The organism is Streptomyces yongxingensis (assembly GCF_055597465.1).
In genome coordinates this window covers 1,748,584-1,762,722 of the sequence record NZ_CM145717.1, presented here as the reverse complement: position 1 = coordinate 1,762,722, position 14,139 = coordinate 1,748,584, and the positions used below count along the sequence as shown (strand labels likewise).

Annotated in this window: 8 protein-coding genes; all 8 read left to right on the top strand. The window is 75.7% G+C overall.

From position 1 onward, the window contains the following. Positions 1–19 precede the first annotated feature (19 nt). The 8 genes from ACZ6TD_RS06910 to ACZ6TD_RS06875 are packed head-to-tail and all read left to right on the top strand — an operon-like array spanning position 20 to position 14,061. Positions 20–904: a hypothetical protein gene (locus ACZ6TD_RS06910; RefSeq protein WP_471351626.1), complete on the top strand. Its 885-nt coding sequence runs from the start codon at positions 20–22 to the stop codon at positions 902–904. Beyond that, complete coding sequence (locus ACZ6TD_RS06905) at positions 901–1,425, top strand: hypothetical protein (protein WP_471351624.1); 525 nt, start codon at positions 901–903, stop codon at positions 1,423–1,425. The genes ACZ6TD_RS06910 and ACZ6TD_RS06905 overlap by 4 nt, the downstream gene beginning before the upstream one ends. After that, a complete protein-coding gene (gene purF, locus ACZ6TD_RS06900) occupies positions 1,422–2,861 on the top strand; it encodes an amidophosphoribosyltransferase (RefSeq protein ID WP_471351623.1) in 1,440 nt (479 codons plus the stop codon). The genes ACZ6TD_RS06905 and purF overlap by 4 nt, the downstream gene beginning before the upstream one ends. Beyond that, on the top strand, positions 2,858–3,526 hold the full coding sequence (locus ACZ6TD_RS06895) for a class I SAM-dependent methyltransferase (RefSeq protein WP_471351621.1): 669 nt from the start codon (positions 2,858–2,860) through the stop codon (positions 3,524–3,526). Before purF ends, ACZ6TD_RS06895 begins: the two co-directional genes overlap by 4 nt. Positions 3,527–3,559: 33 nt before the next feature. Then, the gene (locus tag ACZ6TD_RS06890) at positions 3,560–5,362 is read left to right on the top strand and encodes a fatty acyl-AMP ligase (RefSeq protein ID WP_471351620.1); all 1,803 of its coding nucleotides are present in this window, start codon (positions 3,560–3,562) and stop codon (positions 5,360–5,362) included. Continuing rightward, positions 5,359–7,005, top strand: coding sequence for a type I polyketide synthase (locus ACZ6TD_RS06885; protein ID WP_471351619.1), 1,647 nt, complete (start codon positions 5,359–5,361; stop codon positions 7,003–7,005). Before ACZ6TD_RS06890 ends, ACZ6TD_RS06885 begins: the two co-directional genes overlap by 4 nt. Further along, the gene (locus tag ACZ6TD_RS06880) at positions 7,002–11,114 is read left to right on the top strand and encodes an SDR family NAD(P)-dependent oxidoreductase (RefSeq protein WP_471351617.1); all 4,113 of its coding nucleotides are present in this window, start codon (positions 7,002–7,004) and stop codon (positions 11,112–11,114) included. The genes ACZ6TD_RS06885 and ACZ6TD_RS06880 overlap by 4 nt, the downstream gene beginning before the upstream one ends. Further along, a complete protein-coding gene (locus tag ACZ6TD_RS06875; RefSeq protein WP_471351616.1) occupies positions 11,095–14,061 on the top strand; it encodes a type I polyketide synthase in 2,967 nt (988 codons plus the stop codon). Before ACZ6TD_RS06880 ends, ACZ6TD_RS06875 begins: the two co-directional genes overlap by 20 nt. Positions 14,062–14,139 lie beyond the last annotated feature (78 nt).

The window sequence follows — 14,139 nt, the reverse complement described above, 5'->3', positions numbered from 1 at the left end:
TCTCCCAGGAGGTCCGCATATGGCGGCTCCCGCCACGGAGCGCACATCCGGCCACCGGGTGCACTCCGACGTCCTGACCGAGATCCTCACCGAGGTCCCGTACAACAGCGCCGCCCAGTTCCACGCCCACTACGGCGCGGGGCCCGCGCCGGAGAGCTTCGGCACGGCCTGCGCCTGGCAGACCTTCGAGGCCGGCGACCGGGTGGCGAAGCGGACCGGCACCGAAGCGGAGTACCGCGTCGGCGGCCGGCACGTCTGCGCGCTGTACGACGACGGGGAGGCCCTCACCGTCCTCGACCCCTATCTGCTGCACCGCACCCCGCTGCGGCTGGTCCGGTCCGAGGCGGTGGACGGCACCGTACGCGCGGAATCGGACGCCTATCCGCTGCGCCACCGCCCCGACGGGACACCCGCGCCCTCCACCCTGCGGGCCCTGTGGCGGCCCGCCGACGGCACCCTGCGGCTGCGGTACCTGCGCTACAGCCCGCGCCTGGACGAGACCGTCACCCACCGGGCCTACACCATGCGTCCCGGACAGACCGTCACCGAACTCCCCGTCCCCGCACCGCTGGTGCGCCGGCTGCTGCTCCACCCCGAGCAGAACAATCTCTCCCTGCGCGCCGTACACCCCGGGGACGACGAGCTCACCGAGGTCGTTCTGCCCTTCTCCGGGCGGCCGCGCGGCTCCCTCGCCGACCGCACCGCACTGATCGCCCGGGACAACCAGGGCGTCATCAGCGCCTGGGGCAGCGCCGCCTTCGACCGCGAGGCCGAACGGGTGGCCGAGGCCGTGCGCACCGACCCCGGCGAGGTCATCAGCCACCTCCTCGAGGCCGCCGCCCTGTACGACACCCATGCCCCGGCCACCACCGTGGTCCCCCTCTACTCGCTGGAGGACGCATGACCGGCGCACGCCCGCCCGGGGCGCGCTCGTACTTCCTCGCCGGGCTCATGCAAGGCGGCCGCACCGGTGCCGGACTGGCCGACCAGAGCTACCGCGAGCGGCTTCGGACCCTCATCCTCGCCCACCACCCGGACGCCACCGTGCACGATCCGATCGTGCTGATGCGCCAGTGGCTGGGCGCCGAAGAGGACATCATCAGAAAGGCTCACGCGGCCCTCGCCGACACCCCCGAGGTGCACCGCGACCGGCTCGCCCCCGAACTCCTCCCGCTCATCGAGACCTTCCACCGCCTCACCTTCCTGGCCGCCGACAGCGATGTGTGCGTGGCCTGGCTGCCGGGCCACGAGCCGAGCATGGGCACCGCCGCCGAGATGCTCACCGCCCACCGCGCCGGCACCACCGTCGTCGCCATCACCCCCATGCGGCAGAACCTCGCGGTCCTGGCCTGCTCCACCGCGGTGCTGCCCGATCTCGCCTCGTTCGAGCGCTGGCTGGTGGCGGACGAGGACGGCGCGCCGTGAGCGACCCGGACGGAAAGCCCCGCGAGGCGTGCGGAGTCGCCGGGGCCTGGGGAGCGGAGGGCGACGCCGCGCCGCTGGTGCGCGCCCTGCTGACCGCGCTCCAGCACCGCGGTCAGCAGGGCGCGGGCATCGCCGGCTGCCGGGACGGACGGATCGTACGGCGCGCGGGGGCCGGCCGTGTCGCGGATGTCTTCCCCGATCCCCACGGGCTGCCCGCGGGGCCCGGAGCCGTGGGCCACGTCCGCTACGCCACCTCCGGCACCGGAGCGGACGACGCCACGCTCGCCCAGCCCGTCGTAGTGGGACCTTCCGGCCGCGGCGCCCTCGCCGTCGCGCACAACGGCACGCTCATCGGCATCGAGGAGACCGCCCGCGCCCACGAGGTCGTGGCCGAGCCCGGTGAGCAGGACACCGCGCTGCTCGCCCGGATGCTGCACACGACGATGACCCGGCGCGCCCTCACCCTGGCCGCTGCCCTGCACACGGTGCTGCCCGCCGTCACCGGCGCGTACTCGCTCGTCCTCAGCGACGGCCACCGGCTGTACGGCGTGCGCGATCCGCATGCCTTCCGGCCGCTGTGCCTGGGCCGGCGGGGCGGCACCTGGCTGCTGGCCTCGGAGTCCGCCGCGCTCACCGCCGTGGGGGCACGGCTGGTGCGCGAACTGGAGCCGGGCGAGGTGCTGGAGGCCGACGCCACGGGAATCCGCAGCAACCGGCTCACCGCCCCCGGGGCGCGGCGCGCCTCCTGCCTCTTCGAGTACGTGTACTTCGCCCGCCCCGACTCGCGTATCGGCGGCCGCAGCGTCCACACCACGCGCTACGCGGCCGGCCAGGCCCTCGCCGCGTACGCCCCGCCGCCGTCCGGTGCGGTGGACCCGGTGGTGGTCGCCGTTCCCGACACCGCACGGGTGGCGGCCGACGGCTACGCCTGGCGGGCCGGACTGCCCACCGTGCAGGGGCTGTTGCGCCACCACGGCGTCGGCAGGTCCTTCATCAGCGGCACCGGGAGGGAACGCGAGGCGGCGGTGCGCGCCAAGCTGTCCGCGGTCCCCGCAGCGGTGGCGGGCCGATCCGTGGTGCTGGTGGACGACTCGCTGGTCCGCGGCACCACCGTGTCCGTCGTCGCCGACCTGGTCCGGGAGGCCGGGGCGCGGGAGATCCACCTGCGGATCGCCTCGCCCCCGCACCGCTGGCCCTGCTTCTACGGCATCGACACCGGGCGTGGCGACACCCTGCTCGCCACGGGCGAGCCCGACGGGCGGCTCGCGGACCGGCTCGGCTGCGACAGCGCCGCGTTCCTGCCACTGGACGCGCTGCTGCGGGCGGTGGGCGCGGACGCCGCTCAGACCTGCACCGCCTGCCTGGACGGGCACTTCCCCACCCCCGTGCCCGCCGGAGCGCCGATCGACATCACGCACAGGAGGTTTCCGTCATGACCGCCACCGGCACCCCTCGGCAACTGGAGAGCCGCAGCGGGCGGCTCTTCGCCCGTGCCTACGACGCGATGACGCGGCGAGCCGAGGAGAAATGGGGCCGGCCGCTGCGCACCGCGATGTTCAGCGGGCTGACGGGCAGCGTCCTGGAAGTGGGCGCCGGGTCCGGGGCCAACCTCCCGTACTACACCAGCGCGGACGAAGTGGTCGCGGTGGAGCCCGCGAGCGAGATGCGCAGGCGGCTGGCCGAGCGGGCCCGGACCGCCCCGTCGGCCGTGGAGGTGGTGGACGCCTGGGCGGAGCGGCTGCCCCTGCCCGACGACACCTTCGACCACGTGGTGTGCACCCTCGTGCTGTGCACGGTCCTCGACCCGGACGCCGCGCTGGCGGAGATCCGGCGGGTCCTCAAACCCGGTGGGCGGCTGCTCTTCTTCGAGCACGTCAGATCGCCCGGCGCGGTCGGCCTGACCCAGGACCTCCTGGCCCCGCTGTGGCGCCGGGTCGCCGGGGGATGCCATGCCAACCGCCGCCTGCTGACCATCCTCGACAAGAACGGCTTCCAGGTGCGGGTCGAGCAGATCCTCCGGCCCTGGCCCCGCTACCCCACCAACACCCCTTATGTGCGGGGCACCGCCGTGCCGCGACCCCTCCCCGCCAACCGCCCCTGAACGGCGACCCGACCACCGAACACGGAGGAGACCGTGACCCCTGCCGCTCCGCCCGACTCCACCCCAGGACTGGCCGAGGCCGTGCGTGACGCCGCGCTGCGGCGACCGGACACCATGGTGATGACCTTTGTCGACTACGCGGCCGACCGCTCGGGCACCACCACCGAACTCACCTACGGCGGCCTCGACCGGCGCGCCCGCGCGATCGCCGCTGCGCTCGGCTCCCTCGCCGCGCCCGGCGAACGGGCCGCGATCCTGTGCCCGCACGGCGCGGACTACGTGGCGGCCCTGCTCGGCTGCCTGTACGCCGGGGTGCTGGCCGTACCGTTGTACGCGCCCGAGTCGCTGCGCCCGGACGAGCGGCCGCTGCTGGCCATGGCCGACTGCGCCCCACGCGTCGCGCTGACCACCCGCCCGTACCAGGAGTCCGTACGGGGGCTGCTGGCCGGTGACGCCGGGGCGGCGGCCGGGCGGCCCGAGGTGCTGTGCGTGGACGCGGTCGAGGCGTCCGGGGCCGACGGGGCGGCGCCGCCCCTCCCCGCGCGGCCGGACGACACCGCGTACCTCCAGTACACCTCCGGCTCGACCCGCGCCCCGGCCGGCGTCCGGGTGACCCACCGCAACCTGGCCGTCGGGGTCACCCAGCTCGCCCGCGGCCTGGACATCGGCGACGACGCGCGGATCGTGGGATGGCTGCCGTTCTTCCATGACATGGGGCTGCTGTTCACCGTCGCCGTGCCGCTGATCACCGGCACTCCGGCGGTGCTGATGGCCCCGTTCGCGTTCATCCAGCAGCCCGTCCGCTGGCTGCGCGCGCTGACCGCGCACCGGGCCACCCACACCGTCTCCCCGAACTTCGGGCTCGACCTGTGCGTCAACCGCGTCGCCGGGCGGCACCGCGAGGGGCTTGATCTGTCATCGCTGCGCTGCCTGGTCAACGGCTCGGAGCCGGTACGCGCCACCACTTTGGAGCGTTTCACCGAGGCGTTCGCCCCCTACGGCTTCCGGGCGCGCGCCCACAGCCCCGGCTATGGACTCGCCGAGGCGACTCTCGCGGTCACCCTCAGCGGGCCCGAATCGACCCGGGTCCTCACCGTGGACCGCGAGGAGCTGGCCGCCGACCGGGTGCGCCCGCTGCCCGAGGGGGACACCGGCGGATACCGCGTGGTGGGCTGCGGCACCCCGGCCGGCCAGGAGCTGAGGATCGTCGACCCCCGCACCGGCGAGCCCGTGGCGGAGGACGGGGTCGGCGAGGTGTGGGTGCGCGGCGCCAATGTGTGCGCCGGGTACTGGAACCGGCCCGAGCGCACCGCCGCGGTGTTCGGGGCCCGGCCGCACCCGGACGGGGACGACGGCCGGCCCTGGCTGCGCACCGGGGACCTGGGCTTCCTGCACGACGGCGAGCTGTATCCCACCGGCCGCCTGAAGGACCTGATCGTGGTGGACGGGCGCAATCACCACCCCGTGGACCTGGAGATGACCGTCGAGGAGGCGGCGCCCGCCGTCCGCCGCGGCCGTGTCGCGGCCTTTCCGGTCGGTCTGCTGGACGACGCGGGGGAGCGGGCCGTGGTCGTCGCCGAGCTGGACCGCGAACGGGAGGCGGGGGACCAGGAGGCGGTGCGCACGGCCATCCGGGCCGCCGTCCTCGCCCGGCACTCCCTGGAACTGGCGGACGTGGTGCTCATCCGCCGCGGCTGTCTTCCCAGGACCACCAGCGGCAAGGTGCGCCGCACCGCCTGCCGCGACCGGTACGAGGACGGGTCGCTCAAACGCGCCGGTACGCCCACCGCACCGGCCGCGCGGGCGGCGGCCGGGAAGGGGACGACGGCGCCGTGAGCGATGAGCTGCTCGACCTGATCGTCCGGCATATCGCGCTCCACAGCGGACTGCCCGAGGGGCGGATCGACCCGGACCTGCCCTTCGAGGCGTACGGCTACACCTCGCGTGACGCGGTCGCGCTCTCCGGCGAGCTGGAGGAGGAGCTCGGCCGGACGCTGTCGCCCACCGTGCTGTGGGAGCACCCCACCGCCCGGCGTCTCGCCCGCCACCTGGCCGGGGACACGGGGCCGGAGCACACCGCGGGGCCCGCGGCGGCCGCCCCCGGTGCGGAAGGGGACGTAGCGGACGTCGCCCTCGTCGGCCTCGGCTGCCGGCTGCCCGGCACGGTGGACTCCGCGGCACGGCTGTGGGCTCTGCTGTGCCGCGGCGGCGATGTGGTCGGCGAGATCCCCGAAGGGCGCTGGGACGGATACCGGGCACTGTCGCCCGGACACGCCGCCGCGGTCGACCGAGCCGTCCGGCACGGCGCGTTCCTCGACTCCGTGGACGGCTTCGACGCCGGATTCTTCTCCATCTCCCCGGCGGAGGCCGCCGAGATGGACCCGCAGCAGCGCCTGCTGCTGGAGGTCGCCTGGGAGGCGCTGGAACACGCCGGGCTGCCGCCCGGCCGGCTCGCCGGGAGCCGCACCGGTGTGTACGTCGGCGCCTGCGGCGACGACCACGGGCGGCACACTCTGGAGGATCTGCCGTCGATCACCGCGCGCACCGGCACCGGGGCCGCCCTGAGCGTGATCGCGGGCCGGCTGTCCTACGTCCTCGATCTGCGGGGACCGAGCCTGACCGTGGACACCGCCTGTTCCTCGTCCCTGGTCGCCCTGCACCTGGCCGTGCGCGGACTGCTCGCCGGGGACTGTGACACCGCGCTGGTCGGCGGAGTCAATCTGCTGCTGTCGCCCGGCGTGACGGTGAACTTCACCGAAGCGGGAGTGCTGTCGGCGGACGGCCGGTGCAAACCCTTCGCCGCCGCGGCCGACGGCTATGTGCGGGGCGAGGGGTGTGTGGTGGCGGTCCTCCGGCGCCTGGAGGACGCGCTGCGCGACGGCGACCGGGTGCTGGCGGTGGTGCGCGCCACCGGAGTCAACCAGGACGGCCGATCCAACGGCCTGATGGCGCCCAGCGCCGCCGCACAGGAAGCGCTGATCCGTGAGGTGTGGGAGCGCTCCGGAGTGGACCCCGCGGCGGCCGGATACGTGGAGGCACACGGAACCGGCACCCCGCTCGGCGACCCCATCGAGGCGGGCGCCCTCGGCGCCGCCCTCGGCCGGCACCGTACCGCCGGCGATCCGCTGCGGATCGGCTCGGTCAAGTCGAACCTGGGACATCTCGAGGCGGCGGCCGGGCTCGCCGGGCTCGCCAAATGCGCCCTGGCACTGCATCACCAGCGTATCCCGGCCACCCTCCACCACGCCCGGCCCAACCCCCGGATCCCCCTGGCGGACCTCGGGCTCACGGTGGTGGACCGGGGCGTGGCGTGGCCGCGTGGCGAGCGGCTGCGCACCGCCGGGGTGAGCTCCTTCGGATTCAGCGGGACCAACGCCCACGCGGTGCTCGTGGAGGCGCCCGCCACGGACACCGGCGGCACGGGCACCGCGGCCGGCCGATCAGCGGCTCCTCGCCGCGAGAGGGTGAGCGATCGATGACACACCGGGACCTGCTCTTCCCGCTCTCCGCGCGCTCCCCGGCGGCCCTGCGGCAGATGGCCGCCCGGCTCGCCGACTGGCTCACCGGCGACGGCGCCGACACACCGCTCACAGATGTCGCGCACACCCTCGCGCTGCGCCGCGAGCATCTCCCCGAGCGACTCGCGCTGCGTGCCGCGGACCGCGCGACGCTCACCGGGCTGCTGCGCGAGGCGGCGGAGGACCCCGGGCCCGGACCGCGTCGCGCCCGGGGCGTGGCGAGGGACGCCGAGGGGGAGCGGCCGGTCTTCGTCTACTCCGGGCACGGCTCGCAGTGGGACGGCATGGGCGCCCGGCTCCTGGCGGACGAGCCCGCGTTCGCCTCGGTGATCGATGCCCTCGAACCGGTCGTACGGGCCGAGAACGGCCGCTCGCTGCGCGCCCTGATCACCGAACCGGGCCTGGCGGAGGCGGGCATGGACCAGGTCCAGCCCGCCGTCTACGCCCTGCAGGTGGGCCTGACCGCACTCTGGCGCGCCCGGGGTGTCACCCCCGGCGCCGTCATCGGCCACTCCATGGGCGAGATCGCCGCGGCCGTGGCCGCCGGGGCGCTCACCGCGGAGGTGGGGGCCCGGGTGGTCTGCCGCCGCTCCCGGTTGATGGAGGAGCGGCTGGCCGGAGCCGGCGAGACCGCGCTGGTGGAACTGGACGCCGACGCGGTGCGCCGTCGGCTCGCCGGGCGTGCCGGCATCTCGGTCGCCGTGCACGCCTCGACCCGGGCCTGCGCGGTGGCCGGCGACCCGGCGGCGGTACGGGAGTTCGTGGCGGCCTGCCGGGAAGAGGGGCTGCTCGCCCGGCTCGTACCGGGCGTACGGATCGCCGCGCACAGCCCGCTCGTCGACCCGGTGCTGGGCGAGTTGACCCGACTGCTGGACGGATTGGCGCCCGGTGAGCCCCGGCTCCCCTTCTACGGCACCGCGTTGGACGACCCCAGGGCACGGCCCGGCCTGGACGCGGCGTACTGGGCCGTCAATCTGCGGCGTCCCGTGCAGCTGGTCGAGGCGGTGCGGGCGGCCGCGCAGGACGGACGGCGGATCTTCCTGGAGGTCTCCCCGCATCCGGTGGTCGCCCAGTCGCTGCTGGAGACGCTCGCCGACGACACGGACGGCGGGATCGTCGTGCACGGCACGCTCCGTCGCGACACACCGGAGCGGACCGCGCTGCTGGACGCCGCCGCGGCCCTGCACTGCGGCGGGGCCGGGCTGGACTGGGAAACCGTGCAGCCCCCCGGGCGGCCGGCCGAACTCCCCTCCTACCCCTGGCAGCACCAGACCTTCGCCCGCCCCCGCCGCGCACCGGTGGACTCCCCGGCGCATCCGCTGCTCGGCCCGCGCATCACCCTCCCGGGCACCCCCGTCCGCCATGTGTGGCAGAGCCGGATCGGGCCTGACCGGTTGCCGTGGCTCCTGGACCACCGCGTGCACGGCGCCGCGGTGCTGCCGGGGACCGGCTACGCGGAGATGGCGCTGGCCGCCGCCTGCGAGGCGTTCGACGCGCCGCCCGGGGCGGTTGAGGTGGCCGATCTGGTCTTCGCGCGGCTGCTGCCGCTTTCCGGGACGGCCACGGTCACCACCAGCCTTCAGGAGTGCGCCGACGGGCCCGCCGGCACCGTGGAGATCGTGACGGGCAGCGCGGGCACCGCCGTAACGCTGGCCACCGCCCGGGTGTCCGCCGCCAAGAGCCGGGACGGGGCGGGCGCCGCCCGGCGAGTGGCAAGCGGGAGCGATCCCGCCCGGTGGGCGATGGCCGGGCAGCCGCCCGGCCGTCCCCGCGTCACCCACACCCCCGAGGAGGTCTACGCGGGCCTGCGCGCCCTCGGCCAGTGGCACGGCCCGGCCTTCGCTTCCCTGGCGGACGTCCGTTCGGACGGCACCGAGGCGATCAGCGAGCTGCGGGCCGCCGCCGACCTGCCGTCCGACACACGGTTCCGCTTCCACCCCGCCGTACTCGACGCCTGCCTGCACGGGCTGGGCGCGCTGCTGCCGCCGGGGGCCGGGGGCACCGTCGTGCCCACCGGGATGGAGCGGCTGCGCGTCCTGGGAGACCCGCGGACGACGGGCGGCTCCCGGGTCCGGCTGCGGCCGGCCGGCCCGGCCGGGCCAGGACTGCTCGCCGACGTGGACGTCCTGGACCGGGACGGCGGGCCCGTCGCCGAGCTGAGGGGGGTGCGGCTGACCCCGGTGAGCGAGGAGGACCTCCCCGTCGATGTGGAGGCGCTGCTGCTGGCCCCGCGCTGGGAGCTCGCGCCACCGCCCGTGCCGGTGGAGAACACCGGGCGCTTGCTGCTCTTCGCCGACACCAACGTCCACGACCCCCGGCGTGAGGCCCTCGTCGCCGCCCTGGCCTCCGCCGGGGCGCCCTGTGATGTCGTCGACTGGGACGAACCCTGGACGGACGCGGCCGGGACCGGCGGACAGCCGCCGGCCGGGGTGCTGCTGGCCGCCTGGGGCGGCTCACTGGACCCGGAGGCCACCCCCGCGTCGGCCCGGGAACGGGCGGGGGTGCTGACCACTCTGGTTCGCGGTCTGCTGAGGGCCCATGAGGCGGCCGGGACGGCCCCGCCCCCGCTCACCGTCCTCACCGAGGAGGCGCTCCTGGTGGCGTCCGGCGACCGCCCCGACCCGGTCCAGGCGGCGCTGTGCGGGCTGGTCCGCACCCTGCGTCTGGAACGGGCCGAACTCCGGGCCCGCGTCGTCGACCTGGACGGCTCCGGGCTTCCGCCCGCCGCGGAGTTCCTGGCGCCGGCCGGCCCGGAGGAGGTGGCCTGGCGGCGCGGGGTCCGCCACGCCGCCAGGCTCGTCTCCCAGGCCCCGGCGGCTCCGGCCGGCCGGGCCCCGTCCCTCGTCCGCCCCGGCGGCGGCTATCTGATCAGCGGCGGGACCCGGGGCCTGGGCCTGGCCACCGCACGGCTGCTCGCCGAGCGCGGCGCCGGCCTGGTCGTGCTGGGCGGCCGCCGGGCACCGGCCCCCGACGCCGAGCGGGAGCTGGACCGGATCCGGGCGCTCGGCACCCGAGTGGTCGTCATCAACGGCGACGTGGCCGAGGCCGGGACCGCCGAGCGGATGACGGCGGCGGTGGCCGCCCACGGGGCGCGGCTGCGCGGTGTGGTGCACGCCGCGGCGGTGCTGGAGGACGCCATGGTGACCGACGCCGACGGCGCCCGGTCGCGCCGGGTCTGGGCGCCGAAGGCGGACGGGGCATGGTGGCTGCACCGGGCCACGGCCGACCTGGACCTGGACTGGTGGATCGGCTACTCCTCGCTCGCCTCGCTCACGGGTTCGCCCGGCCAGGCCGACTACGCGGCCGCCAACGCCTTCCTGGACGCCGTCGTCGCGCTGCGCCGCGCGGAGGGAAGGCCCGCCCTCGCCGTCAACTGGGGCCCGTGGGGCGGGATCGGCATGGTGCGCGACCGGGATGTGCCCGGGTTCGGCAAGCTCACCGCCCGCGAGGGGTTCGCCGCGCTGGAGGAACTGCTCGCACGCGGCGCCGGGCAGGCCGGGGTGGCCCGGTTCTCCTCCGGCGGATTCGCCGCGGCCCATCCGCGGGCGGCCCGGTCGTTCCTCCTCTCGGCGCTGACGACGCCGGAGGCCGCCGAGGGCGAGGCGTTCGACCGGACGGCCCTTGACACCATGTCCGCCGACGCGCGCCGGGAGGCCGTGCGTACCAGGGTGCTGCGCCGGATCGGCCAGGTCCTGGGCTTCACCGACCCGGAGCAGGTCGCGCACCGCCCGCTGGTGCGCCTGGGACTGGACTCGCTCGCCGCCGTGCGGATCAAGAACGCGCTGCGTGAGGACTTCGCCGTGGATCTCCCCGTCGCCCGGCTGTTGCAGGGCGCCGACGGGGCCGCGCTGGCGGACGCGGTGCGGGCGGCGCTCGACGACGAGGATCACGCCGACGAGGGCCGGGGGACCGGGGGAACCACCGGCCCCGTCCAGGAGGGAACCGGCCCTGTCAAGGAGATGGGGGACGCGGCACACCGTGGCCGCTCCCGCACCACCCGCACCATCCGCACCGCTCGTGGCAGAAGGCAGGACCGACGGGGAGGACGACATGACGACCGGAGCACCTGAAGACCTGGGAGCGGACCCGGAGGCGGTGGCAGTCATCGGGATGGCCGGACGGTTTCCCATGGCCCGTGACATCGCCGGCTTCTGGGACAACCTGTGCGCCGGACGCGACTGCCTGGAGGACCTCGACGAGGACGAGCTGTGGGCCGCCGGGGTGCCCGAGCCGGTGCTGGAGCAGCCCGGCTATGTGCGCCGGGCCGCGGTGCTCGACGGCTACGCCGAGTTCGACGCGGAGTACTTCGGACTGCCGCCCGGCACCGCGGCGGCCATGGACCCTCAGCAGCGGCTCTTCCTCGAGACATGCGTCCACGGCCTGGAGGACGCCGGATACGACCCGGCCCGGCTGGACGGCGCGGTGGGCGTCTTCGGCGCACCCTCGTTCAGCGGCTATCTCGCCTACCACCTGCTCTCCCACCGGGACCCGGCCGACTTCCTGGGCGCGGGCACCTCGACCGAGTTGATCCACGCCCTCACCCTCACCGACCCCAACTTCTTCGCCACCCGGGTCGCGCACGCCCTGGATCTGCACGGTCCCGCGCTGACCGTGCAGACCGCCTGTTCGGGTTCCCTGGTGGCAGTGCACCTGGCCTGCCAGAGCCTGTTGTGCGGGGAGAGCGATACGGCCCTGGCCGGCGGTATGGCGGTGAAGGTGCCGCACCGGGTGGGCTATCTCCACGAGCCCGGCTCGATGATGTCCGCGGACGGCTACTGCCGGCCCTTCGACGCGGCCGCCTCCGGCACGGTGTTCGGCAGCGGCGGGGGAGTGGTCGTGCTCAAACGGCTCTCCGACGCGCTCGCCGACCAGGACCGCGTCCGAGCCGTGATCCGCGGGACGGCCGTCAACAACGACGGCTCGCTGAAGATGGGTTTCACCGCCCCCAGCGTGACGATGCAGGCGGCCGTGGTCGCCGAGGCGCTCGCGGTGGCCGGAGCCGCCCCGGAACGGGTGGGCTATGTCGAGGCCCACGGCACCGGCACCCCGCTCGGCGATCCGGTGGAATTCGAGGCGCTGCGGCGGGCCCTGGACCCCGGCGGCGATCGCGACACGCCCTGCCTCATCGGATCCGTCAAGGGCAATATCGGGCATCTGGAGGCGGCGTCCGGGATCGTCGGTCTGATCAAGACCGTCCTCGCCCTGGAGACCCGCACCCTCCCCGGCACCGCGCACTTCCGTGAGCCCAACCCCGAACTCGCCCTGGGCCGGAGCCCCTTCGAGATCACCGCGAAGACGGGCGCCTGGTCCGGCGCCCTGCCGCCGCTGGCCGGGGTGAGCTCGCTCGGGGTCGGCGGCACCAACGCCCACGTGGTACTGGAGGCGGCACCGGTCCCGGTGCGGCCGCCCGAGGACGGGCGGCCGAGGGTGCTGCTGCTGAGCGCCCGTGCCCCCGAGGCGCTGCGTGATGCCCGCGAGGCACTGGCCGACGCCCTGGGGCCGGGGACAGACCTGGCGGACGCGGCGTACACCCTCGCCGAGGGGCGCGGGGTCTTCGCCCATCGGGCGGCGGTCGTCGCGGACCGTCCGGACCGCGCCGCCGAGGCGCTGCGCACCCACCGGGCGGGGGCCCGCGCACCGGAGGAGCCGCCCGCGGTCGCGCTGCTCTTCCCGGGGCAGGGTGCGCAGTACCCGGGGATGGGCGCGGGGCTCTACGCGGGTGGGGGAGCGTTCCGCCGCCATCTGGACCACTGCGCCGGGCTGTTCGCGGGCGAGGCGGAGCTGGATGTGCGGGAGGCGATGCTCGGCGGCGGTGGCCAGGAGCGGCTGCGCCGCACCGATGTGGCGCAGCCCGTGCTCTTCGCGGTGGAGTACGCGCTGGCGCGCACCCTGGAGGAGTTCGGCATCCGGCCTGCGGCGCTCGGTGGCCACAGCGTGGGGGAGTTCACCGCGGCGTGCCTCGCGGGGGTGATGGAACTCGGCGACGCGGTCCGGCTGGTGGCCGTCCGGGGCGGGCTGATGCGCTCCGCGCCGCCGGGCGCGATGCTCTCGGTGCGCCTGCCGGAGGATACGACGGCCGAGATGATCGACGGCACCGGGCTGGAGATCGTGGCGGTGAACGAGCCTCGGGCGACCGTGGTGGCCGGCCCGGAGCCGGCGGTGGCACGGCTGGCGGACCGGCTGCACGGGCGCGGTGTGGAGGTGACCGCGCTGCGCACCGCGCACGCGTTCCACTCCTCGGCCATGGACGAGGCGGCCGAGCGGTTCGCCGAACACGCGGCCCGCGTCCCGCTGCACGCCCCCTCGGTGCCCCTGGTGTCGAACCTCACCGGGGAGTGGATGACGGCCGCCGAGGCCATGGACCCGGGGCGGTGGGGGCGCCAACTGCGGTGCGCGGTGCGGTGGTCGGCATGCGCGGCCACCCTGCTCCACACCACGGGAGTGGTGGTGGAGACGGGGCCGGGGCGTGCGCTCGGCTCGGCGGCCCGGCAGTCGGCCGCGTGGACCGGCGGGCACCGGGCGGTGTGCGCGATGCGGCACGCTCGGGAGGAGACGGGGGACCAGGAGGCACTGCTGCGGGCCGTGGGCGCGCTGTGGGAGTCGGGGGCGGAGGTCGACTGGTCGGCGCTGCGCACCGGCCACGAGCGTCCCGTCTCGCTGCCGGGGTATCCCTTCCGCCGGGTGCGGCACTGGACGGAGTCGGCGTACCCGGACCGCCCGGCCGCGGCGGGACCGGGCGCCACGACGGCGGTCGCGGCCGGCCCGGAACCGCCGGCGGCGGCCGGTGCCGGGCGTGACGGCCTGGAGGGCGCGCTGGCCGAAATCTGGGCCGAGGTGCTCGGGGTCGATCCGATGGCGGCCGGGGGCGACTTCTTCGACCTCGGAGGCGATTCGGTGCTGGCCACCCGGATCGCCCGGCGGGCTCGGGCGCGCGGTATCGGCCTGCAGCCGAGCGACCTCTTCGAGAACCCGACGGTGGCGCGGCTGGCGGCCCGGCTCGGAACGCGCGAGAGCTGACGCGTGAACCGTCCGCGTCCGGCTCCGCGGACAAACACCTAACTCGAACAGCGGTGTTCAGGTTACGAGGCGTCGCGG

What these genes read in the sequence shown, in the direction of transcription:
- ACZ6TD_RS06905 (WP_471351624.1), top strand. Translation starts at nt 901, where the DNA reads ATGACCGGCGCACGCCCGCCCGGGGCGCGCTCGTACTTCCTCGCCGGG.
- ACZ6TD_RS06880 (WP_471351617.1), top strand. Translation starts at nt 7,002, where the DNA reads ATGACACACCGGGACCTGCTCTTCCCGCTCTCCGCGCGCTCCCCGGCG.
- ACZ6TD_RS06895 (WP_471351621.1), top strand. Translation starts at nt 2,858, where the DNA reads ATGACCGCCACCGGCACCCCTCGGCAACTGGAGAGCCGCAGCGGGCGG.
- ACZ6TD_RS06875 (WP_471351616.1), top strand. Translation starts at nt 11,095, where the DNA reads ATGACGACCGGAGCACCTGAAGACCTGGGAGCGGACCCGGAGGCGGTG.
- ACZ6TD_RS06910 (WP_471351626.1), top strand. Translation starts at nt 20, where the DNA reads ATGGCGGCTCCCGCCACGGAGCGCACATCCGGCCACCGGGTGCACTCC.